Origin of the sequence: Salmonella sp. SSDFZ54 (genome assembly GCF_004010735.1) — a bacterium.
Classification (GTDB): domain Bacteria; phylum Pseudomonadota; class Gammaproteobacteria; order Enterobacterales; family Enterobacteriaceae; genus Salmonella; species Salmonella enterica.
On record NZ_CP034820.1, the window covers coordinates 93,328 to 120,020 of the forward strand.

Sequence of the window (26,693 nt, forward strand, 5' to 3'; positions counted from 1 at the left end):
CAAGACAGTTTTTATTTTAATTTTATTAAGCAAATTTTTTGAGTTTACCTTTTAGATGTATCAGCCCTATTTGGCAAATTTGAGGTTCATGTATCATGTAGTAAACAGGAGGAAGATATGAACAACAGCAAACATACAGTCATTGAAGTGGATACTAATCTAGTTGAAATTGAAAAGGGATTTAATCCCCGAGAGGCGGTAATCGGAGATTTGTGTTACGAACAAGAACCTGTCAAGTCGATGATTGTGTCAATCAAACAAGCCTTTAAGGAAGGAAGGCAGGTTGATATGATCAAGGTCGTAAAAAGAAAAGGTAAATATTTAGTTCGTCAAGGTCATACTCGTTTTCATGGCTTAAAATTAGCAATTTCTGAAGGTGCTAATATTCCAAAATTATCTGTTATCCTAATCGATTATAAAAACGAAATTGAAGAATACCTTGAGAACCTCGATGGTAACAGAAGCAATGGGCTAAATCCGGTTGGGCAAGCTCATGCATTAGCTCATGCTGTTAGTCTCGGGTATTCGGTTGAAGAACTAGCAATGCGATATCAACGATCAACTACCGCAATTCGTAATATGCTAAAAATCCTTGATATGCCATTAGAGCTTCAACGTTTGATTAGCCTAAATCTAATCAAAAAAACGCTCGCCATTGAAATAATGTTAAAATATTCCAACGATCACAAAATGGTTTTAAAACATATAGAAGGTTTCTTACCTGGCGTTAAGAATATTGAGACTACAACGAGCAAAATTGTAGGCATACCTGAACACAATGCAGCTGGAGCAGGACCAGACACCTTAAATAAAGGCGGACCAGAAAAGAAAAATTCGGCAGTCACTCGTAAGACTTTGGGTATTAAGCGCCTCTCGCATAAGAAAACAGAACGGCTAAAATCTGAATTTCTTGAGCTTGTGGAAAGTACACATACGGAATCTATAACGAATACTCAAACAGAACTAAAATTTGGTAGAGATAGTGCACACTTGTTCAAAAATGTTAATAGTAATAATGTAATATTTTCCAATGATGGTGTTCAAATAATCTTGAATGATGAAAAGCTAAATATTTTATTGTCTTTACTTAACGACGAAAATACAGCAATCATTGTTTCTAAACCAAAATTAGAAGAGCTTCTGGAAATTCGAGATCTCCTTAAGGAATATTAAAAACGAGGATTAGTTGAGTGATTAAACCTATAAAGCTGACTCTTATCGATAATTATAGTGATTTGCTTCTAACTCATGAAGTCCTTAAACGCAACATGGAAGAGTTAGAACACGGTAAACGTTTTGATCAATTTCCTGAAGGGCATGACCACTATGAAAAAACTGTGAAAGAAGCTGTAGCAATCGTAGAGGCACGTTTGGAGGTGTTTCGAAAATGAAATCTCTTTTCTTTACTCTTGATGGTCATATGGTACCAGCCTCAGTGAATGTATCACTTAACGGAGATGGAAATTATTATGCACCTATCGAAAGAGAATGTAACGAATGTGCGGGCACAGGCCACAAAGGGGCTGATTTATGTGAAAAGTGTCATGGGGTACAAACAGTTGGACCCATTATTGAAAAATTAGTGGCACTAGAGCCAATTACCTTTCTCGATAACATTCCGGAACTGCGTGTTAACCCAACACTCGAAGCATGGAAATCCAGAAACCACGTCCTTATTGAGAAAGCAAAAAAGGCTAACACTAAGTTTTCTAATAGTATATTGGCGCAATTAGACAATAACCGTTTCTTGACAGAACGCCAGCTGGATTGTTTATTTACAACTTTTGATGTGATGTTGTCTGAAACTCCGGAAAATGAACAAGAAATTTTAAAACATAGCTACAATATCGGCCAGGTCATAAGCATTGAACTAACATTTACTGAAGTCAGGGCCGCGTACGCAAAAAGTAAAGGGAGTTATTTTTTTACATTTACTGGTAAAGTTAGAAATGACGGGATCGCTTTAACGGCCGATAAACAGGATCACATTTTATTGGGTGAACGTTATCATTTGACTGGAAAAGTCAGAAAATTCTATGAATTTGATTCGAAAAATTATGCTGCAATAACAGTTTTTAAGTTAAATAAACTCCAAGACAGTTAAATGTTTTTGCTGCTTAAATATAGAGCCAAGACTTTAACTGTCGTTAGGACTCACTCACGTAATATTGTTGCTTACGCAATGGGTTTTATCCCTCATAAAGATCTGCGAGTATAAATCTTTTACATTTAAATTCCCCTCTATCAGAACCTTTTCTATTGTAAAAAAATGATAATCTTATTAATTATAATTTTAATTTTTTGTATACCAATACCATACAGTTAAGGCTAAAAGGTGATGATGGAGATGGACTTTAAAATGCACAATGATCTGGGTCTCGGTTTCATTTGTAAAAATGCAAGAACATCGTCAAAGCCAACGTTAAGAAAAGTTACTTTTCCGGTAAGCGCATATGAAACGTCTAAGCTTTCTTTAACCGGTTTTCAATGCCCCACAGCCTGCCGTTTTCCTTTTTTTGTGCTATGCATGATAATCCATAACCATCTTTCGTCTGCATGCCCTATCACCCAAAATGAATGTTCAAATCATATCTCGCAATTTTCTATCGACATTAAAGTACAAGATTGGCTTAGCCGTTCAAGAGTAGCGTTTATTGATTTCCATAATCTTAGAAATACAGATAAAACCACTTTAATAACAGTGAACCATCTTGAAGCTTTACTTACTGTTATGTCGACTACTCTTGTCGCTTATGTTCCATATTCAAAAAAGAGACTAAACTTTAGCTTTCTAAACTCATTCACTTTGTCTAAAACTTCTCAAAGTTACACATTAACTTTCCCGGTAGTTCTCAGTCCGCTTTTAGATGCTCTTGGCGACTTCATTCAGGAATGCATAACCGAAAAATTGTTAAAACGACGAAATTCGAATTTCATGGTTTACGAGTATCTTAAACGTTCAGGCCAGAGCTCTCATAAAGTGGAGGACATTAATAACGACTTACAGCTTAAAAGTCTAAATATAAGACTTATGAGCGTCCTTACTGGCCTTTCTCAGCAAGGACTCATTTCATTTATTTGCGAAGGAAAGAGGGGCGACCGGAGAATAGAAGAGCTTCAGTTTATACCTTATGTTCAACGAACTTACCCTGAGGTATTAACTTTTGAGGAATGGATTAGCCTAGTTGATTAGAATTTACTCTATTTCAGCACGGCCAGTATTTCTGTTTCCGTTTTCCGTGTATTCGGCTTACTTCCTACGGATCGGTAAGCGCTGAGTCTGTGTATGACGAATCCACGCTCTTCATAGAGGCCCAAAGTGAATGATGTCAGGCTATTTGATATCGCAACAGCAGCGCCTTTTCTGTGAGCGTCAACGAGCATATTTGCTAACAGCACGTGGTCGCTTTGGCTGAACGGTTTACCATCGTAACTGACAAAACTAGTTTTGCTTGTTTTGTCATATGGCGGATCACAGTAAATCTGATCTCCTTCACCGGTTGCGGCCAGAGTCTCCTCAAAACCAGCGGTGATCAGTTCAATACCTGAAAGACGAAATGAAAGGTAGTCTATTTTATTGAGGTCAAGCTTCAGTTCTGTATGTTTCCCCCACGGCACTGAATAGATTCTTTCTGAGTTATAGCGGCACATACCGTTATAGCCCAGGCGATTCAGGGAGTAAAACAAAGCCGCTCTTTGAAGCGATTGACCAGAAATACAGGTTTTGTTGAAACGGTCCCTCATCTCATAGTAGTCCTTTTCGACAAAGGTTTTATCCGCCAAGTTTTGGACCTGATTTATAAAGTTAGTTTTCTGTCTTTGAATAGTCCTGTATAGGTTGATCAAGTCTGGATTGCTATCTGCAAGCAATGCATTTTGTGCAAACATGTTCAGAAAAACGGCACCACCGCCTATAAAGGGTTCTACCCACCGGCAACTATGATCGTGTGGGTAGTGATGGCTGATGAAAGGCATCAGTTTCGTTTTTCCACCAGCCCATTTGATTATCGGCATGTGTCTGAGATGTCGAGTCAAAGTGTCTATACCTGAGAGAGAAATTTAGGTGCTGGTATCGTACCTAACCACGGGCTTTAACTAATAACTTAGGGAGCAAAAAAAAGTTGTTTAAGACGCACAGTTTTGACTTTCAGCATTTCGGATTTATAAGATTTTTCCTCACTTATACCTGAACTTTATGTTTTGGATTTATGTATTTGTTTATGAAGCGATTTTTATGCCATCACAAGTAATGGGGAGCCACCTTTTTTTGTAAAAAATCAGAATAGGCTCAAAAAGTACCTTTTTTGCGAAAAATTATGAATTTTTTTTTCGGTAGTATCCCCGCTACGCAGAAAGTAAGCAGAAAAATGTAACGGAGCCCCTATGAGTGTTTTACTGACAGAACCTACACAGCAAGCTAATGACAAGGTCTTTAAAACGGCCCATGTTGCCTTTTCAGTAGTTACTGGCACAGGCCGTTACGTCACTGGGCTTAAACAGTTCCGTGATGCAAACCCTGAACTTTGTACTGAAGTAAGTGACCAGAAAGCATGGGCTATCCACCCTTCAGTAATTCAGGTCACGCCAGGCTTCAACTCCCGCGAAATGGGAATGGGTGACGATTACTATAAGCTCCCTGAGGTTGAAGAACACATCTACAACATCAAGAATGCCTACATTCGAGGTGACTATGTAGACCCTATCCGAGTACGTGTCATTGATGGGGTACCTTTTGTTCGCCAGGGGCACTGCCGTTTAAAAGCCGCAATGATGGCATGTGATGAAGATCATGACATCACAATCCTTTGCGTTGAGATTAAAGAAGATGAAATTGGCTGTGAGCTCGCGACCATTGATGGTAACCGTGGTCTTGCGCTTTCTCCTGTTGCGCTTGGCGAGTCCTATCGTCGCCTACATTCTCTTGCTGGCTGGTCACTCGAACGAATTGCTCAACGTGAAAATAAAAGCCCGACGACCATCAGTTCTCTTATCCGCCTGACAACCTGTTCTGTTGTTATCAAGAAATGGATTCATGCTGACGCTATTTCGTATGTTAACGTGCTTTCACTGATCGATGAGCTCGGCGAAACAGAAGCAATTTCACGTATCAAGAAGATGATCGCAGAACTTGAGCAGGCCGATGCGAATGGCATCACGGTGAAAAAAACCCAACATGGTCAGGTACGAGTCAGACCTTCAGACTTCAAGCCAGCACGGATTCCGCCGGTTATTGCCACAAAAGCCGTAGAAGGCGTCAAACTCATCACCACCAGCTTATTACAGAAACTGGGGGATATTGAATTGCCGGAGCTGACAGATTCAAGTGCTGACGAAGAAATCAACATTACGTTGAACCGCAGTACTCTGGAGATGTTGAGAAATCTTTCAAAAGAGATCACAGAATCAGAGAACAAGCAGCTTCGCCGTGCGGAGAATCGTCAGGCAAAACTTAATGGTGAGAAGCCAAAATACCCACGTAAAAAAAATGCTAAGAAGGCAGGGGAAGAGACCGATCAGGATACTGACCCACAGCCGGACGCAGAATAATTTACTTTTGGCAAAGTGCTGGTTTTGTCAGAGTCATTAAGGATTCAGGCTTTTTGCCCGCCTTTTTTAAACCTCCATGTATCGTTCTTGCCCCGTTTATGCGGGGCTTTTTTTTTGCTTCTTTCTATGAGTTGACATCTTTAAGTTTTATTCAGAGACATAAAAAACTTTTTCGTGTCACTGAACCTATTAGGTTACTGAGCGACGTTGCTATCCTGGTAAAAGTTTTTTCTAAAGGACCGGTAAAATGTCATCTCTTGATTCTGAAGCTAAACCCGATAATGCAGGTCACAGCGTACTGGCTTTAACAACCTCTCATAGCCTGGTGGTTAGCTCTCCTGAAACATTTCTTCCAGATATGCGCAAAGAGCTCGGCATTATCGCGGATCTTGTTGAGTCCTATAATGATGAACTCTGCTTGTTGAAACTCATGGCTGTCCAGTTCAAAACCCACAATCACCAGAAACTTTATTCTTATCTCTCAGGCTACAACCACAGCATCTCAGAAGCGGATGCTTTGTTCGCAGAAAACGCTCTGAGATCAGAATACTGGAAATGCGTTATGGCACTCACTGATGTTTTGCCTATCATGTCGGATGCCAAACGTAACGAATGGGATAAGCAGTTTACGGCCGACCGTTATATTATGCCGCCTCAGGTGATCCCTGATTTCACAGCTGACGCTGTAGTGGGCACAGTCGTTGCTTTGCTTAATGACCGCAATCAATTTATTAAAGAAAGGGTTTACGACGTCTTCCAGTCTCTGAGCCGCAGTCACAAGACAAACAAAGCTTTTGGGTTCTCCACCCGCATGATCACTACCGGAGTTTGCGAGCCGTCTAAATACCCCTGGCAGAAATTAAGGGTGGATTTTAAAGAGTCTGGCATTTCACCGCTGAGCGAGCTCCGCGTTATATGCGCATTCTTCCGTGGCGAACAGGTGAAGGCGATCCATAACACCAAATCATTGGTTGAGGCGTTGGTCGAACATGAGGGGTTCAGAAAATGGATCTGCATCGATGGCAACAGTATTCGTTTCAGGGTTTACAAAAATGGATCAATGCATATTGACGTCCACCCTGATATCGCCGAGCGGCTTAACAATATTTTATCAGCTATCGTACCGCTGGCATTACCTGCCGACCGTATGGCTCATAGCAAGAAATCTTTGGAGGCATTCCCTGTACTTAAGCAGTGCATCGACTTTGATACCCGGATGCAGCTTTCTGAACTGATGTTTAAAAATGACGGGGACAATAAATGGAGTTGCTGGACATCTTTAGGGTCTCTCGCCGAACGCAAATCTTCGAGTGTTGCCGCTGACACCCTTCGGTTCTTAGGGGCAACAGTAACAAAATACGATGTGACATTTTCCTATGATCCGTGTGAGGTTATTCGTTACATCGGCCAGATAGGGGAGATGCCTGATATTGTATCGCATCAGTTTTACCCTTCATCTTGCCGAATCAGCGAATATGTATCTTCCCTGCTTGGTGCAGGGGAAGGGGATACCCTCCTGGAGCCTAATATTGGCCATGCGGATTTGCTTAAATCATTCCCTGCCGGTGTGATCGTTACTGGCATCGAGCTTGATACTTTGAATTGCCTTATCTCCCGGGCTAAGGGATACGATACGACAGAAGCTGACTTCCTCACATGGTCTAAGTCTAATCAACAGAAGAAGTTTGATTATGTCGTGATGAACCCACCTTTTGCCGATAACCGGGCCAGGCTGCATCTCCAGGCAGCTGCATCTCATCTCGCAGCCGGGGGATCTCTAGCAGCCGTTCTTCCATTATCTCTTCAGGGGCTCGATAACCTTTTGGGGGAAGAATTCCGGACGGAATGGATGGACGTTTTTGAGAACGAGTTTGAAAACACGACCGTTTCGGTTCGCATCCTGTACGCCGAACGTATTCAACAAGAGGAAGTCCTATGAGCAACCAACCCACCAGCCTGCCAGAAGAAGATATTGAGTTTGTTATGGATACCTTTCAGAGGAGCATGGGTAAATCCAAGCCTGTCAGGGATACTCAACTAGAGGGTGAGAAACCGCAAAGTAAAGAGTCCGCAAACTCAACTGAAAACCCCGGTTATGAAGAATTCTATTAATTACGCTCATGATATCCTGGTGCAGTTATTTAGAATGATATTTGAGGGATGGGGGACATTGTGATTAAAAGGCGTAACATTCGACGATCAGTTTATGGATTGCTTATTGTTCTTATCGCCGGAAATGTGTGGTTAGGCCTTAGAGCTGATAAAATTCATAAAGTGCGTTATCAGGATTTCTGGTCACCGGCAACTGTGATTAAAGTAACTGTAATGCCTTCAACGAATGAAACCCAGCTCAGTGGTAAAATCCCTAAATCGGTAAGAGTTTCAAACAATTATGTTGAGTACTCGTTACCGGGCACACTCTCGGCCAAGACCATTTACCGAAGCGTGTTAGAAGATGAGATGCTCACTTTGCTTAATGCTGGAGGTCAACTTGAAGTTAAATACACTCTGGACAAGCAGACAAATCGAACTAAGGTATGCACTAAGTGCTTACGGGTGATTAAAGATATTAACCATCAATATTCAGCCACTGAGGTAAAGCATGGGCAGTCCAAAATTTGAAATTGCTGAGCAAATTAAAATGTGGATCGTTGTTTATCTAGTTTGCTTTTTAGCACTTTACTGTGTGTTAAGCGCTCTACATGCGCTTTATGATCCGCTAAATTTACCAGCCCTGACGTGGCCTATCAGCTGGTTCCTGGTGCCTGAAATGACAAGTTTTGGCAGTGCATTATTAGCTTTTGTCCTAACGCCAGGCCTTTGCTCTATAATTGCTGTTTTATTCGGTAAGTCTATCTTTAAAAAAGCTAAAACAAAAATATAGAGTTAATTAGATTGGTGGCTCAGGTTTATAAAACCTCTCACTAGTGAGGTTTATTTTTTATTTTTGGCTGAGATTAACAGCGTTTTCCATAAATGTATCAATAACAACCGTAAGAGACTGGCTGGTACCATGGCTATACTCAGGCCAGGGTAAAAAAGGATATGAAGAATACGCCATCAACATGATACTGGTTGGGCAACGCCAGTCCGTTGGAACACCTTTACTGTAATGGACAATCATAGCCGGGCGACTACAATCAATATCTCCAGCGTTTTTATCGAGTACGAAAGTAGCCAGAACGCCGGTGTCCTTCTGGGATACGAAAACAAGGCTGTCAGTAAAAATAAAGGCCATTAAGGAAGAGGCCAGGAAAGCGCCAGTAAATAAGGACTTCTTCTCTTTCCAAACGCGTCGAGCATATAACCCCATTAGCGCTACCGCTGAAACCATTCCGTACCACTGAGCACCCAAAGAAAAATCTGTTACTGTTTTAGATGTCATACTTTCATTAATAGTAATCATTGCGACAATGAATGGTGATGCGATTCCAAGTGTTGCTAGGACTATCAGCGATATTTCAGACCGGTTTTCTTTAGCGGATCCTTTACTTATTGCAGACATTGCTCTGAACATAACGAATGTACTGTTGAGCATCAGAAAACAGCATAAGAGCATGTATAACATTGGGTTTCCTCAACCTAGAAGTGATGGTTTCCCTGTTATTTTACATAAATTTGACTCAACAGATGCTTTTAAAATCTCGCTTCCTTGAATTTACAAACATATCAGCACAATTGGCAAACATAAAGGAGCAGCGTCTATCAAAAGTTACTTTTATGATTGGTTGAATACTCATTTTGAAGGCTAAAATCCAAAAAAGTGGATACAAAAAGTTACTTTTGCGTCATCCAGATGCACTGCCGCCATTTTGCATTCTGTACGTTGGTTGCTTTCTCACTTGATGTCTCTTTTAACAGGCAAATTATCACTTTATCCGACCGGACCTTGTAGGCTGAATCCGTAGAATAAGGCTATAACCTATTCCCGGAGCATCATATGCGTAAAACTCTAATTGGCTGCATGGTTGCAACTGCCCTTGCTACTGTATCTTCGGCACATGCTCAGGTATTTAGCTACTCATTTACAGATACCAATAAGGCTGTTCGGAATATCAAACCTGCAACACAAACATATCTTAATCCCGCTGGTGTTTTGACTCTGAACTTGATATCGGGTCTTGATCGGTACGAGCGAGTGACGGTCACACGAGACAGCGATAAAAAGGTTATGTATTCCTCCGTCTCGACCAAAACGAGCGTTGCAGATCGTATCGTTGCTGCCGATGGAACAGAATACTATGGAAAGGATATGGTTCTACCGGCGCTCGGAGAAGGGACCTTTACTGTAGTCAATGAAACTCTGGATATTCGCCAGACTGTAGTGAGCACATCTACTTATCATTTCATCGTTGATACAACTCCTCCACGCTATAAGAGTATTTATCCGAGTCAAAACGCAGGTTACGACATGGTACTTTCTGGGCCACTTTGGGAGTTGGGCCGAGGCGGTAGTGGCCAGTTTTCTATATTTGCAGACGGTATTGAGGATGCTAGTGGAATTGACAAGATCCGTCTTGTCATTAAACGAAGTAATGGTTCTGTGGTCTCCGACAATAACCTGAGTTATGACACAGCCAATAAACGTGCGTTCTATCCGTGGATTAAAGATATGAACACCCAGGCTGGCATGCCCTCAAGTGATCTTGATGAAGAATTCACCTTCAATTTCATCGTTACGGACCTGGCAGGAAATACGCTTAACATTCCTCCCCAGCGGTTTTTATATGACGATCAAATGGGAGAATTTACGCCATTTGCAGTTCATGACTCACGTGTAAGCACCAGTGTTGTACCCGGCATTTCTTCGGGATACGTCCCGTTTAAACGAGGCCTTACAGTGCTGGAAAACCCCTACAAGTTGGTTATACGTATCCCAAGAACTAACTGGAAGCCATATCGAAATGGTGGCATGAGCATTACCAATAACTATGGCGGAGTACAGGTCCTTTCCGAAGATGCCACCTATGTCTACGTGGAAGTTAAGCTGCCACAGGGTGCCTTAGATGGAAACTACTATAGACCTGTGAATACATATCAATGGTCTGGAGGAGATCTTGGTCAGTATGCCAGCTGGCTCAACTGGGATCCTGCCTCTGTAAAGAGTCCGGCTTGGGGAAGTTCACCCATAGAACGACAAAAGGCTGATGGAACATGGTTCAACAGCGTAAACTGGAACCTGTTCAAGGCATCTGATATGCCTATAAAACTTACTAATATCCGATTCAATGTACAGGCCAGGCCATATGATCAAAAAATCACTGGCGGAGCAACATGCAGTATTCCAGCTGGCTCAACAACCTGTACCGTCTCTTTGCCCCAGGATATTATAAATGGCACTACCGGTTATCTTCATAGTGGCTATGAAGTAAGGTCAACCACCGAAGCAACCTTCTTTGCCCCTATATGGGAGAATATAGCCTGGCATACACTGGGTCCCTCCGTCACTGGATTTGATTACAATGAAACCACCAACATTCTCCAGGTTTACGTGAATCAACCTGGAGATGGTTCATATTTCGACCATGTTTATGTAAATCGAGTTTGGTTGTCAGATAAAAACCGTAACAACGCAGAAATAAGCGTAACCGGCAAACAAACAGGTAGAAATATGGCGTCTGGGAACTACACGTATGAGTTCAACATGAAAGAGGTACCAGAAGGCAGTTATAACGTGGTGATTAATGCCCAAGATACATTCAACAATACCGGTAACCTCCCTTATCAAACAGTTGTCGTTGATAATACAGCACCATCTGTAAGTATTAGCTACGAAGGAAAACCGATCAGCAAAAACGTAACAGTATATGGGCTGGAGAACGTCCGTATACAGCTCACCGATGCTCTAACTAAACCATCCTTAAGCCGTATGACTCTTCGCGGTGGCCCTGTTTCTGATGCGGTGGAATTGTCTTGGGTGAATCTGGGAAACAACCTGTATGCACCTAATTATCCCAAGATCTTTCCGTCTCTTAATGAAGGCGAAACATACACTCTCACAGTTCAGGCCAAAGATGAGATGAACCCGGTATCTTCTGCGCCATCCACACGTATGGCCGTCGTCTCAACTGGCATCCGCATGTACATGTGTCTGTAACCTGTGGAGGTCTGAATAAGCATGGTCAGTGGAAAAAGCTGAGCTTCCTGAAAGACGCGATGCGTTCACGGTGGATGTGGAATATGCGGCAGCTGCTTCTGAAAGCGTGGTCAGAGGGGATGGCAATGCCGGAGTCGTTGTCACATATCACGACGGAATCACAGTGGAGAAGCCTGGTGCTGAAATCCGGCGGAAAATACTGGCATGTGTACATGTCGAAGAAGACAGCCGGAGGGCGGAATACGGCACGCTACCTGGGTCGTTATCTGAAGAAGCCACCAATAGCGGCTTCCCGACTGGCTCATTACAACGGAGGGGCAAGCCTGAGCTTCCGTTACCTGGACCACAAAACGGGAGAAACGGCGACGGAAACGCTGACACAGCGTGAGCTGGTCGCGAGGCTGAAACAGCACATCCCGGAGAAGTTTTTTAAGATGGTGAGGTACTTCGGGTTCCTTGCCAACCGTGTGTGTGGAGAGAAGCTGCCGCAGGTGTACCGTGCACTGGGGATGGATAAACCGGAACCAGTGGCGAAAGTGTGCTATGCACAAATGGTGAAACAGTTCCTGAGTCGTGACCCGTTCGAATGCGTGCTGTGTGGCTGCCGGATGGTATACCGCCGGGCCATTGCGGGGCTGAATGTATCAGGGCTGAAGAAAAACGCGCGGGATATCAGTCTACTGAGGTATATGCCGGCCTGACACAGGCTAAGTGTGCCCGGGAATCGGTGAAAGTATAAAAAACAGCCTGTTACGGTATAAAAATCGACCATACAGAGAGGGAAACCACCGGAGTGGTGGGAAAAGCAGAAAGGCTCACGTGGCATAAGGCGTGGACAATGGTATCGACTGGTTTTTCAATTTCCTATACGTGAACAACGTTAAAGAAAGCTCAGTCGAATTTAACTACCTTCCAAACAATCTCGTCAGGCTAGAGAATCTGAAAACCTTAGCTGTCAATGCTTCTCTCAAAACATCTGACAATACTGCTCTGGCTGTTCTGTATGCCAGCCAGCTGCGTAAAAAGGATGGTTCAATCGCTACAGGGCTTCAGGACGCAGTGCTTACTGTCCGTAAGGACGCTGCATTCGGCGTGACTGTAAATGGCGTTTCTGCGATGCCAGGTGAAAGCAAAGAGCTTCAACTGGATTTGGGGCTCGGGGACAGCCGTAGCTTTCCTATTTTCCCTGCTGTATCCGGCCTTACTGGCAGATCTGAGTTCATGATTAACATTGAAGAATTAAAATAAAGCAGGGCTGTTTTGCTGAAGCACAACGGCCGCCTTCTGATGCGCCGTAGCCCATGTTGTTGCAAATCAGTCCGACGTTCATTGCGTAAGTAACGCTTACTGCGGACCATGGTAGTGATTAGACTCACTACCATGGTCATTTCACCACATATCTTCTCTGCATTGCTCTTGTTGGGCAGACTAGTAACTCGTCACTAAATTGCAGCTTTTGTCTTGCTAAGTCGCTGGTATAACTGCACTACGAAATCGTCAAAAGATTTTATCCCTCATGTAGATCCAATAAATGATCCCAAAGGTGCCAGAGAGTACAAAGAAGATCCCGGTACGCTGTAGGCCGCATGGTTACTGGGCTGGAGCATTGTCACTGACAACAGTAGCGACATAAGTGACAACGGGAGTGACTTAAAAGACAATGGTAGAGACTATTTCGACGTTGGTAATGATTTTAAGTGACAATGGTAGTGAGGTTAGACTTAAACTTCCACTGTGAGGTAAGGTGACTCGCATTATTTAAATAAATCATTACTTTCAATTACTTGCGACACGAGTCTGCATGTATGCTTCTATTTCTCAAAAATTTATCCACCGAAAATGCCTGTGGCTGTGATTTAGCTTTGACGACAGTTTTTATCAGGGAGGCAAGTTGAGACCTGTATAAGAACTAAGCATTTATTTATCCCCATTTTCCACAAGGTAGTTCCAATAATTAGTACCTTAGTGTTCCTGATAGATCAAAAGAGATCCCCGCTGCCTCCAGGCCAGACGGCACAAGGCCTGAGACGTGATCAGTGACAACAGTAGTGATTATTTTGACATTAGTAGTGATTATTATAACGTTGGTAATGAGTTTTTTGACATCAGTAGTGATCAGAGCGACAATAGTAGTGACTTTTCATTAGATCTTTTTAACTTGATCTGATCCGTTGTTGATAAGAGTTGCAGGTCATTGTATGCAAAGAGTTTTTGCCAAGTTTTAATGAGTGGAGTCGTTTTTTTAGGTAGAACTTATGCACAGATATGGATCATCACAATGATCCATCCAGTGACATAGAGTTCGCTGGGGCTTACTATTCACCAATCTGTTTACACATTCAGTGATAACTTATTATGACTAAAGAGAAAGATACTGAGCAGCAGGACCTGGTCACCAGGGCTTTCTCTGTTAGAGAGAAAGAATCAGGTAAAGACATCATTTTGCGTCCTAACAGCAACCGTACGGTGCAGTCTATTGCTTTGATGCGGCTCGGGCTGTTCGTCCCATCACCAAAGAGTGTGGGGCGTCAAAATCGGGAATATAAAACGGTTGGCTTTGACGCAACGAAAGAGTTACAGACGCTCTCTTTAATGGAGAGCGAGGGGTTCACCAATATTTCAATTGTCGGTGAGCGTCTTAATATGTCAGTAGATTTTAAGACGTGGATGGGCATCATTCGAACCTATGCCAATCATCCGATTAACAATGACACGATAAGCTTAAAATTCACTGAATTCCTCAAGCTATGTACGCCTGAAAATTATCGCTCATCTACAGCGTCCAGAAAACGTATAGACGCCTCCTTACGCAGGTTAGCATCCGTTACCTTGTCGTTCACCAGTAATAACTCGTCCAAAGTCTATACAACGCATCTGGTACAGTCTGCCCTGTTAGACCCGGAATCAGATCAGGTTGTCCTTCAGGTTGATCCTAAGATTTTCGAGCTCTATCAATACGATCATAAGGTTTTGATGCAGCTGAAGGCAATTAAGGAGTTGGCCAAGAAGGAAAGCGCCCAGGCTCTCTATACGTTCATAGAGTCATTACCGCCAAATCCTATACCGATATCCCTTACTCGGCTGAAAAATCGTCTGAACCTCAAAACACGAGCAAATAGTCAGAATGCTACCGTGAGAAAGGCTCTTGAAGAGTTGGCATCGATAGGATACCTCAAGTACACCGAAATTAAGAAAGACGGAAAAGTATACTTCCAGATTCATAAGCGGGATCCCGATCTGAATTTGAACAATACTCAGCCTCCTTTAGAAGTGGTTGAAGATGAAGAAGAGAACTCAGGGTCTTCTGTTTTAGAAGGTGAGTTATGCCCACCAGCTGACCCGATTGACGGCGATGATGTTCTTACCGTCCATGATTTAACCGCTGAAGAACTGCGCTATATTCGTAGTCTTCGAAGCCAGAAAAAGAACAGCAACGCCAGCTAAAGTTAACCCGGCGGTTTAGGCTCCGGGTGCTAAATTACTTCTTCGATTTTCGTTAGTCCCAGCCCGCTCTTTCACGTCAACGGTAATGAGTCAAAAGTCATTACCGTTGTCATTGTTCTCTACCACCCTATGTAGATCGAGATTGCGAAATTCAACGCTTTCTCCTGAGTCACCTGTTAACACCCGGTTTCTACGCTTTACTTCATTGGCCAGTACATCCAACGGAAAATATCGTAACGGGGTGACAATGGCAGTGAGTTGACCCACTCACTACCATCGACATTCAAATCCCGGCTTCTCTGGTAGCTATAGTGACAATGGTAATGATGTGTACCTTACTGGCATTGTCATTGTCCTCCGAGTGTGCGTTCAGCTTTGGGAGGACACCGGAACTTAATGCGGCGAGTCACGGCCATTGTGAATCTCGATTGGATTGGCGAATACGGCTTCCGGTTGGGCCAGATGTCAATGGTTATGCTTCATCCAGCTCATTACTGTAGTCATTGCCGTTCAGTTGAGCTGATGCTCCTCTCATTCTATATGGCGACAACGGTAGTGAGCCCAGAAAGTGACTACCGTTGTCATGGCCGTCCAGTAGAGCGGGTCAACCTCTTAACTCACAGGGTGACAACGGTATTGAGCCCAGAAAGTCACTACCGTTGTCATGGCCGTCTGGTTAAGCAGATCATCCTCTCAATTCACAGGGTGACAATGGTAGTGAGCCTATTAAGTCATTACCGTTGTCATTGCCATCCAGAAGAGCGGATGATCCTCTCAATTCATACGGCGACAATGGCAGTGAGCCCAGCAAGTCACTTCCGTTGTCATAGCCTTCCAGAAGAGCAGATGAGCCTCTTAATTAACAGGGTGACAACGGTAGTGAGCTCATTAAGTCATTACCATTGTCATGGACGTACAGCTGAGCTGCTCATCCTCTCAATTCACACACCGACAATGGTAGTGAGCTATTAAAGTCACTACCATTGTCATATACGTCCAGTTAAGTGGACCATCCTCTCAATACACACGGTGACAACGGTAGTGAGCCATTAGAATCACTACCGTTGTCATTGCTTTTCAGGTGCACTGATAAGGCTCTCAATAGACACGACGACAATGGCAGTGAGCCAATCGAGTCACTACCGTTGTTAATGCCGACCAACCGAGGGAAGGGTCCGCTCAAAGAACTGAGTGACAACAGTAGTGAGATCATCCAATCACTACCATTGTCAGCTTAAACCTGTAGGACGAAGAGGCTTGTCCGATAAAATGACGACAATGGAAATGAGCCTATCCATCACTACCACTGTCATTAAAGTCCAGCGGTTCAACGTTAATCAGTAGCTCCGGATGACAATGGTTGTGAGTCAGGCAATTCCCAAGCATTAGGTGACAGCAGCGTAACACCTCTAAGCTCACTTCTGTTGTCAGGGGTTAGGGTATTGAGTCTCTACCGTCGTCAGTGTTTCTGAGACACCAGTATTGCAGATCACTACAATTGTCACTTAAATATCGACGGGGGAGTAGATGCAAGTGACTGGCTAACCAGTACCAGTTTAGATTCAAAACGATCCCATCTTTGTGGATGCGCTTGAGTAAGCTCGTATGACGATATGTCAGAGAAGTGACAACAGGTGTGAGTTGCCGGACTCACTCCCGTTGTCATCCCCGGTTGAAGGAAGAGAATCCCCGGGGCTGTATATTTACCAGGTATCCTTACTCAAGGGGTTCGACACTCACTCCCATTGTCGTAATCAACGAGTATGCATTGTCTTTTGAAAGCATCGCTGGAAACGTACGATTAAAGTAACTTTTCTTTCGGTTCTTCCTTGCGAATCTCTGAAGACGTACTGGCTGATCGGAGTCGAGGAGGGCAGTAAAATTGAAGCCGTCAGTTTTACTGTCGGCTCCGGGTAGTTACTTCAACTCGTCGATCTGAATCATGAATTCTGAGGTGCCAACTTTCCCATTTTCGGAAGGATAAACGGGTAACAGAAGATTATCCCCCTGGCCCATATCTATTTGCACCTCAACTGACTCGCCTGGAGCCGCCTGTGCCCCATTAAATTTAATACCGAAGGCTGCATCCTTCCGCACAGTCAGCGTTGCGTTCTGGACCCCTTTAGCAATTTCTCCATTTGTCTTACGCAGAACGTTAGTGGACAGGTACGCAAGTGGTACGCCATCTGTCGTTTTGAGAGGTGAACTGACCGACAATGTGCGTAGATTATGTAACTGCACAAGGTTATTCGGTAGATAACTGAACTTCTGAGTATAGGTTTTGGTATTCGACTGACTATCGGCAACTGTTACGCTAATTGAATAATTTTCAGATGGTTCGAAATTTGGGAACAGCCTCGGATACTCAGGCATGTATGTATCTTTGCCTGCCGGTGACCACGTAAGCTCAACGTTATCAGCTGTGGGGCCACCTACGAGCTGAAGACGGGTTATCCTCGGGGTTGTCAGATTATCTGCCAGAGCGATCCTGAGGTTCTCCAGGCCGTACACTACCGTATCGTCTTTTACCGGCTTTCCGTCGAATGTTATGGCCACTGTCGGAGGAGTGTTATCCAGAGCAATTTCTCCGAAAGTTTTATTGGTCTGGTTCTGGAAGAAGTCCCTGATGTTGACCTCAACGTTGTATTTTCCTTCAGACTGACGGGATAAATCATAAGCAATCGTGTAGTTACCTGAGATACGAGATTTGATTACGCCTGTTGGTGACATCCGGGTACCGGTGTTCTTATCGGAAAGATAAAATTCCCTCAATGAGACCGAGTCGAACCAGTTACCATCGCCTTCAAGTGACGCCAGTACATCCAGCTGCTTGTTAGTCTCGTCATATGATATCGAGTTTATTACCGGCAGTTGTTTATTGTTCCAGCGTGTCATAATCCATTGCTCAGACCGCAAAATGGGATTGCTGATGCTGCGAACGAAGTAAAGGATTCTATTGTAGCCCTGGGTACCCAAGGCCATATCAAACGTCTCAGGCGCTTCACACGAGGTTTTTCCTGCCGGAATGGTGCAGGTCGCCTTACCGCCGATCTCCTGTGCAAAGGGCCGGGCTTCAACGTTAAAACGAAGTCGGGAAATTTTAATTGGCAGTCGTGATGAAGCCACACTCTCAAAATCCTTCCACTTAACCCAGTTCCCCTTATCATCGAGGAAATCTACCCAGGTACCCGCAAATGCAGGCGTTTGGTTTGCAGATGGGTTTAGAACGAGGCTGTATGACGGATAATACCCTCCCCACTGGCCAAAGTTCGCCATACGAGCCATATCCCCATTAATTGAGCCATAGGGAAGAGTCATTTCAACATAAGCATAAGTGCTGTCTACAGCTATCTCTTTGGGGGCGGAATATTGATTGATGAACTGAAGCCCACCTTCTGAATAAGCACGGTAGTTAGATTTTGGGATCCGGTAGACTAATCGAATAGGGTTTTCGTTAACGACCATACCGGCTTTGTAAGCCGGATAATTAGAAACCCCGGGTACGACGCTGGAAGACGTATTTGGATCATGAACGGCCCACAGTGTCATCTCACCCAGCGTGTTGTCGTAGCGAAATTTTTGAGTTGGCAGCGTTCGGCTATTACCTGCGTTATCGAAGATAACAACTTTTGCAGTAAAGTCTTCATCCAGGTTGCTGTCTGGTATTCCGGTTCCCTTAACTGAATTCTTAGAGTAAGTGTGGTACATCTTTTGGCCGGATACGTCATACTGCATCTGTGTAGTGCTGTAGAGGCTACCGTCCTGCCTGTAAATATATATTAGGCCCTTATCAATACCATTTGCATCACTTACGCCCGAAGAGGTGAAGTCATACTGCCCCGTTGCCTCTAATCCAAGCTTCCACACGTCACCAGCGGTAGAGCCAGAACCAGTATTAGCGGTAAGAGCATTTGCCGCTGGAGGGGTGACATCAATTAGCCAGTTATAGTTATAGGTCGCTACAGGCTTCTGATTGAGATCTAACACGTTTATCTGAACGACAAATTTGCCTTCACCCAAAGCAGGCAAAGTTACTTTTTTGCCGTAGAACTCACTACCGTCAGCAGCTGTTAGTCGGTCTGATACACCCGTCCGTGTAGTCGTAGTATTAAGAATGACAGTTCCAGTGTCTTTCGTGACTTTGACATTAACGAAACGATCAAGACCTGAAATAAGTGTCAAAGTTACCGGTGATGCCGGATTAAGCATAAGACGAGAAGACGGGGCGTGGATCTCAATACCGTTCGTGTCCTTAAAGGCCGATTCATATATCTGAGCTGGGGCCTGAACAGACATACCGAGTCCGGCTACAGCAGTAATAAAAGCGAGATGTTTCATTCTTATTCCCCTTTAGGTTTGGTGTTATTTTAAGCTTTTCCTAAAGGTCACTATGTTCGTAAAAGTATAAAAAACTTCTCCATATGGTGCTCGAAATTACAAATCTATAATTTGCCTTTCGACAAACCTTATTGTGCGTTCAGGACGTAAATCTTTCTTTTTGGAATTACATCTGACATTGCTGTGGTATCCAAACTGGCAACGATTGCAAAACTTATAACATTAGCCTGAAACTATCGGCATCCACATATCGCATTAAGTGATGCTTTTACTTTGTGTAAAAAAGAATCAGGATAAATTAGGTATGACAGATATAAATGCGTTAACGGACGGCATATATGAATCAAAACCTGGCGGTATTACGCCACCAGTCGAGAGGGGAGTGAACCTCAGTCAGTACGTCTACCTTCGTTCCGCAAGGCGCTTCTTGTTGTGAATTACAAACTGCCCTGGCGAGAACTGCATCATTTCACCCCCAGCAACACACGTGCCTCTTCAACGGTTTGCCACGAAGGCATTGCTACGCCAGATTGACTGCCGTTGCCTCTGCGCTCACCGGTGTCACATTCTACATAAAGACGCATCAGCATCGCTTCTATTTCAGCGGCCCGGCTATTATCCATTACCAGTTCTGCTGCGCGTCGTAGCTGTTCTGGAATGTCATTCCACATTCCCGCACCACTTCTGTCTTTGTTAGTGAGCAAGTCTTCAATAGCAGATGAAGCCATGTTAAGCAGGTCAGCCGAAACTAAAGGCATCGGCGGGGCGGTATAGAGGATTCGACGTCTTCCGCGTCTGTCTGGATCGTATTTATCATAAAAAGCTTTGTTCACATCTTCCCAGTGCCACTGAAGTTGCCCGGTTGCGTCATGGTGGCAAAACTCGCACTGATAAACAGGCGCAATCGACATAACTGCCTTTCCAATACGTGCCAGTACAGCAACTTCGTCAGCTCTAAGACTCATTGCTTCGCTTGGGTTACTACCCTCGGAAAATTCCAAAATTTGTTCAATACGTTCTGGTGTGAAAGTGGTCATAGGCTTTGAAAACATATTTTTTCCAGTTGTGCTTACCATATCATCAGGCCTTAAGAGCGTTAGCGAATAATTAACAGGTCAGGACCAAAACTAAATCCTTCCCCCATACGGTCTTCATGACGGGAGACATATGCCTTACCGTATTTCTCCAGATCCTGTAAGCGATCTTTTGCCAGATTCCACGAGTATTCCTGGCCCCACACGGGTCCGTCACGCCCGTCAAAGCGGTCAGGTTTACAATTTGCTTTCAGAAGTGCGTAGACATGCTCCAGCGTGGGTAGCTGCAAAGCACTATTAGCCTGAGAAACGGCAGTATGCGTCATTTCTGTTCACTCTTTATTGATTTAGTCAGTTAAGCCGGTCAGGTAACTTTAACCGGCTACTCGTATTAAGATTTCTTTCCGGTTGCTTGTCAGTTAGCGGCGAAGATCAATTTCAAGGCGGGCTGTTTTGACCTTTGTTCCGGACTCCCTAAATGTATCATCCGGAAGAGGCGAAATTTGTCCGCCAAGTTGTTTGACTCGCTCCCTGAGCGCTTTTGTCAGTGTGTCTTCCCGGAACAATACCCCAGCTGACAGAATGGCCTGTAAGCGACCTCGCTTAGCGAGCATTGCGATGGCATGCATGACATGTTTAACGTCAGAGCGTTTAAGGAATGGTGGATTCATAACGATAACATCAAAAGTTTCATCGGGCTGGTACCCAAGAAAGTCGGTATGCACCAGCTCGGCCCCTGTGCTAAGGACACTATCGTTCTTCACTGCAAGGAATCGCTCATCGTTCAATTCGATCCCGGTAATCAATGCATCCGGAGCCGCCAGTTTTAAGGCTTTCAGAATGCGGCCATCACCAAACTCAGGCTCCAGAACACGTTCCCCGGCAGCTGGTTCAGCGCGTAGAACCATATCTGTGACTAAATTCTCAGGGGTAGGGAAGAAATTGAACAAATCACGTGGGATGTCGACCGAACCTGTCAGAATGATTTGCTCGATACGCTCAGCTGCATCCGCCGTAAAAATATGTGCCTGCTCTTTTCGGTTCCATTTGCCACCGGCAGCTTCCAGCACTTTGTTTGTCTTAACATAAATGCTGCGGTCGAGCTGGTCGGCCAGGAAAAGAAAGTTCCCTTCAGCACGGCAGCGAGATAAGACGTTCAGAACTTCAGTTGAGATTTGCATTAAAACTCCATTAAGAGGATTTACCCGCCTGGCGGCAGCGGGTTGGTTACTTAAACAGGACAATTCAGATTTGGCCTTGGTTAGTCGGCAGACAACAGCAGGGATGGGCTGTTATAAGCGAAGCGGTCAACGGGAGCCTTCTCAAATCGCTGACCGCTTGCATCAGGGGTCAGAACGAGTCCGTTATGGGCGCAATGAATGTGGAGCAACATATCCCCGCCGGTGTTGATGTGTAAGGCAGGCACACCCTGATCGATTTCGAACATGACACCAAAACAGGGGTTACCTTCCTTGTTAACAACTTCACAGTGGATGTTATGTTGGCCGGTAACGCTGACCTGATAGGCCTGACTGTCCTCTTCTCTCAGTGTTTCCTCCTCCAGGCGCCAGTCCTGAAGTGTGAGGCTAATTTCAGGGGTATCATGCTCCTTCTGAAGAGCCTGGATACCTTTACGGAACAGCTGCATCATTTCATGAGTAAGGCAGTCTTCCTCAGCTCCAAAATGTTCTTTCCAGCCTTCAGGATCTGCATACATCCAGACGTTTTTAGCGAGCGAAGGTAAGGAAGCATCAGGCTCTACAAGGAGGTGAGGGATGCTCTCTTTGATTCCGAGATAACGTACTGGCTGGCCGTTAAGCGGTAACCCATCCGGCACTGTAACTTCAGCTCCTGGCAAGACGACGCTGTTTACCAGACCTCCACAATGTTCTGCCACCACCCGGCCTAAATCTGCCATAAACATCCGATGCTTTTCTGGTGAGTCCAGCTCACCAAGGAGTTCAGGTTTAAGCAGTAAACCGGTAATAATCTCAGTCAGTTCACGAGGAGATACTAATTTATACATTTTGTTTTCCTTTTCTGTGTTGGCTTTATATTAACAATCCAGATGCACGAGCTAATAACCTCCAGACAACTTTTTCAAAAATTATATACTTAAAGCAGGGGCTAATATGCGCAAGAAATGAATTTAGGAAGGATGGCTTCAAATTTAACTTTTTGGTTTTTTATTTTAGACGGACTTTAAAATAGCATCGCTGGTAAAATAATAAACATGGTTTATTTTTTGTTTGTATTGACAATCAAATGGGTAAAAATTAATTTACTTACATGGCGTATATTTAATGCCACCGTCCCGGCGGCACCGGGCATAAAAGGAAAACCATCTTGAAACCAATGCTCAAAAAAGATTTTTTTTCAGCTATTGAAAACCTTCTCAAAGCTGGCTTTCAACCTCGCTTTTACACTGTTAACAGTGGACGAATCGGTCTCATTACATTCACTGATAAAAATGGAACAAAACAGGTCCCGCCGGGCAGAAAAGAAAAACATTAAAATTAGCTATTTTCCCGAAAAGATCTCGAACACTGAAAAAGTATCATGGGGAACCTGATCAGGAGACAACCCATGAAAATCAAACTAGCCCTGCTTATTGCATTTGCAGGTTTCAGCGCAGGAGCTTCCGCTGAAATCGCAGAATTCAGCTTTAAAGATACCCTGAACGTTAAAAAGACCGTATCGCCTGCATCCGTATGGATTAATCCGGTAACGAGCTTTGACGTTGCCGTTATTTCCGGTCTGGACCGTTATATTACGCTCAGTCTGCTGAAAAGTGACGGGAGCCTCATCTGGAGCACGAAAAGCAGCCTGGTTACCGTAGATGACCGTACCACATCTTCGACAGGCTTTGATTATTACGGCAAGACTCTGACCGTACCAGCGATGGGAGAAGATAGCTTCACCCTCAGAGAGGTGATTACCGACTTGCAAGGGAAGGAGGTCTCCCGGCAGGATTACCCGCTTGCAATTGACCGAACGCCTCCGGCAACGGGTACCATAAGTTATACGAGAAACGGGTGGAACTTTGGCAGCGAAGCGATCTTCACTTCAGTACCAGCCGGTATGCAGTACGCCAGCGTCCAGGCACTGGTCTTTAATGGACTGAGTGATAAAGGTTCCGGGCTTGCTAATGCTGAATATTTCATAACCGATGCCGCTGGAGTGGAGCGTAAAAAGCCAGCGGAAATTAATACAGTGGAAGGTAGCGTAACCGTTCAAGTCGCCGACGCAAGCAGCAATGCCCTGGCACCGGAAAACCGCTCTGAATATAAAGTGGGGATCTACCTTTATGACAAAGCGGGAAACAGGATCGAACTAAGCCGCCGAAGCGTAATTGATCGGGTTAAGCCTGACGATATCATCCAGGTGCAGGACGCCACTACCGGATCATGGGTCACTTATCAGTCTGGCATGACCGTCTTCCAGAACCCTATTTCCGTACGGGTATTAAGGAAAAAAAGTGACTTTACTGCTGTTAACGGTTCCAAATATGGCTGGGCGGACTCGAATTTCCAGACGTCCGATAGCACTTATAATATTTATACTTTCAAATACATATATCCCAATGTGGGGGATACTTATCATGAATTCCAGACTCTGGCAGGAGGAGTAAGACGAATTCATCATAACTCCCTCAACTTCACTCCAGCCCCGGCGATGGAAATAGCCCCGAAGATAGTGGCTAAAGAGATGTACCGGAGTGATACCAGTGAGTGGTTAACTCAGGCCTCAATCAGCGTTAAAACCGCCACCATTAGCCGCATAAAGGTAACCGCTGAACCCCGACCATACGTGCAAAAGTTCAGAACGGTAAAAAATGCAGCCTGGTTCTGCACTATACCTATCGGACAAAGTTCATGCGAGATGACGGTTAACTTCAACTACACCAGTGACAAAGGATTTGAGTATCTGCACCTTTACTCGGGAAAAGATGGTGACAGCATATTCGATGCGCTTGCTGGTAATTTTACGGTTATCTGGGATAACAACCCACCGGTGGTTAATGTCGCTCAGGTAAACAAGGCCTCCAAGACAATCACTATGACGGCCACCGATAATGATCGCGTCAACGCCTGGAACATCAGCTACTGGGATACCAAAGTTTTCGAAGCCACCCTTAAAAATGCCCGGGGGGAACCTTTCACGCTGAAGCCTGTGACCGTCAGTGAAAGCGATTATAAAACCAAAAACGCCACCTTCTCATACGCTGGTCTACCGGACGGGGATTATACGGTGGTTAGCGTCTCTGCCACGGATCTTGTTGGAAACACCGGAACCAAAACGCTTAATGCACCGCTGAAAATTGACTCAACGCTTCCGGTTATCGCGTTCAGTTTTAATGGCGCAGACGCAGAAGGAAAACTGGTTAAAGGGCTTGAGAACCTTCGCATAAGCGTTACTGATGCCTCTGGGGATGCTTCCCTGACATCGCTTCAGCTCGCTGGTGGACCTAACTCTGAAAAGGTCACCCTGGCATTCACGCCGTTATCCAAGGATGTCTTTATTCCGGAATACCCCAGAATCTTCCCCAACACTGACGAATCGGGACAGATGTATCATCTGGAGGCACTGGCTATTGACGAATCAGGTAACCGGACCACTAAAACGCTTAATTTTACCTACCAGCCTGCGAATCTGATTATGCTGGATAATCTCAAGACGCTGGCCACAGCCGTAGCACTGAAAGCAACGGACAACACGCCGCTGGCCATCATCCGAACCAGTGTGTTGCGGCGTCAGGACGGTTCTATCATTACCGGACAGTTAAACGGAACCCTGACTGTTCAGAAAAATGCCCAGTTCGGCGTTACGGTTGCCGGAGTTACGGTCCAGCCTGGTGAAACTAAATCGCTGTCACTGGATCTTGGTAATGGTGAAGAGCGCACGTATCCCGTTACTCCCGCTGTAAGTGGTCAATCTGGCACGGCCACATTTGCTATAGAATTCCCTCAAACATAAGCTCTTCAGAAGGGTGCGGTAGTATGCCGTACCCTGTTACGCCATCCTCAATGTAATATGTAGAGTTGAGCATGACTTAATTATTACTTTCTCATTAAGTGGCTCTTAAATTGCAAACGGGAAAGTAATATTCCCGAGACGGGAAGGACGCCTTCCTTTTGGTTTTAATCTATGATGCTAAACCGTTTAATCACTCCGGAACAATGCCCGCGTTTAAATGGCTGGCACCAGTACATGATTTATCCATGAATGCTTTTTGATGCACTTTTACTTCAGAATGCTCTTAATTTTTTAAACAAAATTATATTTGAATCCTTCGTGTATAAATTTGCAGACCCTCTCTCAATGTTTTTTTAAAATATTTACTCTCAGGTTATTAGCCAGTAGATTCATTCTGTCATGATTACTCCAGAACTAACCGGAGGAATCACATTATGACCAAATATTATGATCGCAGTGGAATTGAAATCTCCAGCGCAAAAATCCGCTGTGTTGATTCTGTAAAAGGTACTGCGGAATATACTTTTCGTATTCTTTGCGATAAATGCAATGGTCGGGGAGAGCGTAAGCATTTTTATAGAAGTCGCTGTATGGCTTGTAAAGCCACGGGTTACAGCCTCGAAACGACCCGCACTGCTTACACGCTGAATGCGCTGTACCGCATTAATGCTCAAGCTGCCCGCAAAGTGTCAGCATCCTTGCAAAACGAGCGTTTGAGGACTGAAAACGCCCACAACTCTGCGTTCAATGCATGGTGCAGATCTCATCAAAAAATGGTTGATGCAATCACCCAGCAATCCAGCAGTAATAATTTTCTGGAAAGCCTTAAGTCTTCTTTAACCCACCAGCGTCAGTTAAGTGATAAGCAGCTGGCAGTCGCCGCCCGCATTTTAGGGATTCATTAATTCAAAGCCCTTTTAATTTAATTTTAAGGTCAATTATTACGGAGGAACTATGATCCATTCATTTAAAGACAGACGGCTTGAAAAGTTCTTCCGTAATGGAAAAACAACGGCAGGTATTCCTTCTGAAATTATTAACGCGATTCTGTGTCGACTCGAAACGCTGGATAATGTCCAGAGTGAGCGGGAGTTATTATCCAACAGCTTGCGTTATGAACGCTTAAGAATGACGTCAAACCGTTATTCCTCCATTCGAGTAAACTCTAAGTATCGATTATTCTTTGAATGGAATGATGGCGCACATAATGTCCATTTGTCAGCACATGACTATAAATCGCTCATCCATTAAGGTTA

22 protein-coding genes and 2 pseudogenes are annotated in these 26,693 nt (G+C 44.3%); 17 read left to right on the forward strand and 7 right to left on the reverse strand.

All coding sequences use genetic code 11. From position 1 onward, the window contains the following. Positions 1-117: 117 nt before the first annotated feature. The 4 genes from EOS97_RS24965 to EOS97_RS24980 all read left to right on the forward strand — a co-directional run bounded on the left by EOS97_RS24965 (position 118) and on the right by EOS97_RS24980 (position 3,193). Positions 118-1,173: a hypothetical protein gene (locus tag EOS97_RS24965; RefSeq protein ID WP_001065779.1), complete on the forward strand. Its 1,056-nt coding sequence runs from the start codon at positions 118-120 to the stop codon at positions 1,171-1,173. 17 nt (positions 1,174-1,190) lie between these two features. Next, positions 1,191-1,391, forward strand: a complete 201-nt coding sequence (locus tag EOS97_RS24970; protein WP_000594931.1) for a hypothetical protein — start codon at positions 1,191-1,193, stop codon at positions 1,389-1,391. Further along, entirely contained in the window at positions 1,388-2,104 is a 717-nt protein-coding gene (locus EOS97_RS24975) for a zinc finger-like domain-containing protein (protein WP_046788421.1), read from the forward strand. The genes EOS97_RS24970 and EOS97_RS24975 overlap by 4 nt, the downstream gene beginning before the upstream one ends. Before the next feature lie 255 nt (positions 2,105-2,359). Next, a complete protein-coding gene (locus tag EOS97_RS24980; protein ID WP_001426339.1) occupies positions 2,360-3,193 on the forward strand; it encodes a hypothetical protein in 834 nt (277 codons plus the stop codon). 8 nt (positions 3,194-3,201) lie between these two features. Here the strand turns inward: EOS97_RS24980 and EOS97_RS24985 are convergent, their stop codons facing one another. Further along, positions 3,202-4,014 carry a Dam family site-specific DNA-(adenine-N6)-methyltransferase gene (locus EOS97_RS24985; protein ID WP_001121575.1) on the reverse strand — a complete coding sequence of 271 codons (813 nt, stop codon included), beginning with the start codon at positions 4,012-4,014 and terminating at the stop codon, positions 3,202-3,204. Between the two features lie 369 nt (positions 4,015-4,383). On the opposite strand from EOS97_RS24985, the gene EOS97_RS24990 reads away from it, so the two are divergent. From EOS97_RS24990 to EOS97_RS25005, 5 genes are all read left to right on the forward strand, one after another. Next, on the forward strand, positions 4,384-5,547 hold the full coding sequence (locus tag EOS97_RS24990) for a hypothetical protein (RefSeq protein WP_000114859.1): 1,164 nt from the start codon (positions 4,384-4,386) through the stop codon (positions 5,545-5,547). Between the two features lie 247 nt (positions 5,548-5,794). After that, positions 5,795-7,486 (forward strand): DUF4942 domain-containing protein, encoded by a 1,692-nt coding sequence (locus EOS97_RS24995; protein WP_042634269.1) that lies wholly within the window; start codon positions 5,795-5,797, stop codon positions 7,484-7,486. Further along, on the forward strand, positions 7,483-7,659 hold the full coding sequence (locus EOS97_RS26830) for a hypothetical protein (RefSeq protein WP_000070863.1): 177 nt from the start codon (positions 7,483-7,485) through the stop codon (positions 7,657-7,659). The genes EOS97_RS24995 and EOS97_RS26830 overlap by 4 nt, the downstream gene beginning before the upstream one ends. Before the next feature lie 60 nt (positions 7,660-7,719). Beyond that, positions 7,720-8,169, forward strand: a complete 450-nt coding sequence (locus EOS97_RS25000; protein WP_094875903.1) for a hypothetical protein — start codon at positions 7,720-7,722, stop codon at positions 8,167-8,169. Beyond that, a complete protein-coding gene (locus EOS97_RS25005; protein WP_000535422.1) occupies positions 8,150-8,431 on the forward strand; it encodes a hypothetical protein in 282 nt (93 codons plus the stop codon). The genes EOS97_RS25000 and EOS97_RS25005 overlap by 20 nt, the downstream gene beginning before the upstream one ends. 57 nt (positions 8,432-8,488) lie before the next feature. Here the strand turns inward: EOS97_RS25005 and EOS97_RS25010 are convergent, their stop codons facing one another. Continuing rightward, positions 8,489-9,115, reverse strand: a complete 627-nt coding sequence (locus EOS97_RS25010; RefSeq protein WP_000966519.1) for a hypothetical protein — start codon at positions 9,113-9,115, stop codon at positions 8,489-8,491. Between the two features lie 396 nt (positions 9,116-9,511). Here EOS97_RS25010 and EOS97_RS25015 point away from each other — a divergent pair. The 4 genes and pseudogenes from EOS97_RS25015 to repHI2 all read left to right on the forward strand — a co-directional run. Beyond that, positions 9,512-11,518 (forward strand): annotated as a pseudogene (locus EOS97_RS25015) (Ig-like domain-containing protein); the annotation flags it as partial. A 26-nt stretch (positions 11,519-11,544) separates the two neighbouring features. Next, a pseudogene (locus EOS97_RS25020) lies at positions 11,545-12,345 on the forward strand (transposase); the annotation flags it as partial. Positions 12,346-12,475: 130 nt separating this feature from the next. Continuing rightward, a complete protein-coding gene (locus tag EOS97_RS25025; protein ID WP_063101697.1) occupies positions 12,476-12,892 on the forward strand; it encodes a hypothetical protein in 417 nt (138 codons plus the stop codon). Between the two features lie 1,107 nt (positions 12,893-13,999). Beyond that, positions 14,000-15,088 (forward strand): IncHI-type plasmid replication initiator protein RepHI2, encoded by a 1,089-nt coding sequence (gene repHI2, locus EOS97_RS25030; RefSeq protein WP_000159529.1) that lies wholly within the window; start codon positions 14,000-14,002, stop codon positions 15,086-15,088. Between the two features lie 1,917 nt (positions 15,089-17,005). Here the strand turns inward: repHI2 and EOS97_RS25040 are convergent. The 5 genes from EOS97_RS25040 to EOS97_RS25060 all read right to left on the reverse strand — a co-directional run bounded on the left by EOS97_RS25040 (position 17,006) and on the right by EOS97_RS25060 (position 22,486). Further along, positions 17,006-19,426: an Ig-like domain-containing protein gene (locus tag EOS97_RS25040; protein WP_000681217.1), complete on the reverse strand. Its 2,421-nt coding sequence runs from the start codon at positions 19,424-19,426 to the stop codon at positions 17,006-17,008. Between the two features lie 464 nt (positions 19,427-19,890). Beyond that, complete coding sequence (locus tag EOS97_RS25045; RefSeq protein ID WP_001572415.1) at positions 19,891-20,502, reverse strand: hypothetical protein; 612 nt, start codon at positions 20,500-20,502, stop codon at positions 19,891-19,893. 20 nt (positions 20,503-20,522) lie between these two features. After that, positions 20,523-20,786: a hypothetical protein gene (locus EOS97_RS25050; protein ID WP_000149861.1), complete on the reverse strand. Its 264-nt coding sequence runs from the start codon at positions 20,784-20,786 to the stop codon at positions 20,523-20,525. A gap of 93 nt (positions 20,787-20,879) precedes the next feature. Further along, the gene (locus tag EOS97_RS25055; RefSeq protein WP_001167416.1) at positions 20,880-21,641 is read right to left on the reverse strand and encodes a methyltransferase; all 762 of its coding nucleotides are present in this window, start codon (positions 21,639-21,641) and stop codon (positions 20,880-20,882) included. A gap of 80 nt (positions 21,642-21,721) precedes the next feature. Then, entirely contained in the window at positions 21,722-22,486 is a 765-nt protein-coding gene (locus EOS97_RS25060; protein ID WP_000277497.1) for a hypothetical protein, read from the reverse strand. A gap of 320 nt (positions 22,487-22,806) precedes the next feature. On the opposite strand from EOS97_RS25060, the gene EOS97_RS26835 reads away from it, so the two are divergent. From EOS97_RS26835 to EOS97_RS25075, 4 genes are all read left to right on the forward strand, one after another. Further along, positions 22,807-22,974, forward strand: a complete 168-nt coding sequence (locus EOS97_RS26835; protein WP_000803860.1) for a hypothetical protein — start codon at positions 22,807-22,809, stop codon at positions 22,972-22,974. Positions 22,975-23,046: 72 nt separating this feature from the next. Then, on the forward strand, positions 23,047-25,437 hold the full coding sequence (locus tag EOS97_RS25065; protein ID WP_000694550.1) for an Ig-like domain-containing protein: 2,391 nt from the start codon (positions 23,047-23,049) through the stop codon (positions 25,435-25,437). A gap of 434 nt (positions 25,438-25,871) precedes the next feature. Beyond that, positions 25,872-26,342 (forward strand): hypothetical protein, encoded by a 471-nt coding sequence (locus EOS97_RS25070; protein WP_000170638.1) that lies wholly within the window; start codon positions 25,872-25,874, stop codon positions 26,340-26,342. Between the two features lie 49 nt (positions 26,343-26,391). After that, positions 26,392-26,688 (forward strand): type II toxin-antitoxin system RelE/ParE family toxin, encoded by a 297-nt coding sequence (locus tag EOS97_RS25075; RefSeq protein WP_000581857.1) that lies wholly within the window; start codon positions 26,392-26,394, stop codon positions 26,686-26,688. Positions 26,689-26,693: the final 5 nt, after the last annotated feature.

Excerpts from the sequence above, each read along its gene's own strand:
- EOS97_RS24990 (WP_000114859.1), top strand. The coding sequence starts at position 4,384 with ATGAGTGTTTTACTGACAGAACCTACACAGCAAGCTAATGACAAGGTC.
- EOS97_RS25070 (WP_000170638.1), top strand. The coding sequence starts at position 25,872 with ATGACCAAATATTATGATCGCAGTGGAATTGAAATCTCCAGCGCAAAA.
- EOS97_RS24975 (WP_046788421.1), top strand. The coding sequence starts at position 1,388 with ATGAAATCTCTTTTCTTTACTCTTGATGGTCATATGGTACCAGCCTCA.
- EOS97_RS24995 (WP_042634269.1), top strand. The coding sequence starts at position 5,795 with ATGTCATCTCTTGATTCTGAAGCTAAACCCGATAATGCAGGTCACAGC.
- EOS97_RS25005 (WP_000535422.1), top strand. The coding sequence starts at position 8,150 with ATGGGCAGTCCAAAATTTGAAATTGCTGAGCAAATTAAAATGTGGATC.
- EOS97_RS25050 (WP_000149861.1), bottom strand. The coding sequence starts at position 20,786 with ATGACGCATACTGCCGTTTCTCAGGCTAATAGTGCTTTGCAGCTACCC.
- EOS97_RS24985 (WP_001121575.1), bottom strand. The coding sequence starts at position 4,014 with ATGCCGATAATCAAATGGGCTGGTGGAAAAACGAAACTGATGCCTTTC.
- EOS97_RS25040 (WP_000681217.1), bottom strand. The coding sequence starts at position 19,426 with ATGAAACATCTCGCTTTTATTACTGCTGTAGCCGGACTCGGTATGTCT.
- EOS97_RS25010 (WP_000966519.1), bottom strand. The coding sequence starts at position 9,115 with ATGTTATACATGCTCTTATGCTGTTTTCTGATGCTCAACAGTACATTC.
- EOS97_RS24965 (WP_001065779.1), top strand. The coding sequence starts at position 118 with ATGAACAACAGCAAACATACAGTCATTGAAGTGGATACTAATCTAGTT.
- EOS97_RS25075 (WP_000581857.1), top strand. The coding sequence starts at position 26,392 with ATGATCCATTCATTTAAAGACAGACGGCTTGAAAAGTTCTTCCGTAAT.
- EOS97_RS25060 (WP_000277497.1), bottom strand. The coding sequence starts at position 22,486 with ATGTATAAATTAGTATCTCCTCGTGAACTGACTGAGATTATTACCGGT.
- EOS97_RS24980 (WP_001426339.1), top strand. The coding sequence starts at position 2,360 with ATGCACAATGATCTGGGTCTCGGTTTCATTTGTAAAAATGCAAGAACA.
- EOS97_RS26830 (WP_000070863.1), top strand. The coding sequence starts at position 7,483 with ATGAGCAACCAACCCACCAGCCTGCCAGAAGAAGATATTGAGTTTGTT.
- EOS97_RS25045 (WP_001572415.1), bottom strand. The coding sequence starts at position 20,502 with ATGGTAAGCACAACTGGAAAAAATATGTTTTCAAAGCCTATGACCACT.
- EOS97_RS25065 (WP_000694550.1), top strand. The coding sequence starts at position 23,047 with ATGAAAATCAAACTAGCCCTGCTTATTGCATTTGCAGGTTTCAGCGCA.
- repHI2 (WP_000159529.1), top strand. The coding sequence starts at position 14,000 with ATGACTAAAGAGAAAGATACTGAGCAGCAGGACCTGGTCACCAGGGCT.
- EOS97_RS25055 (WP_001167416.1), bottom strand. The coding sequence starts at position 21,641 with ATGCAAATCTCAACTGAAGTTCTGAACGTCTTATCTCGCTGCCGTGCT.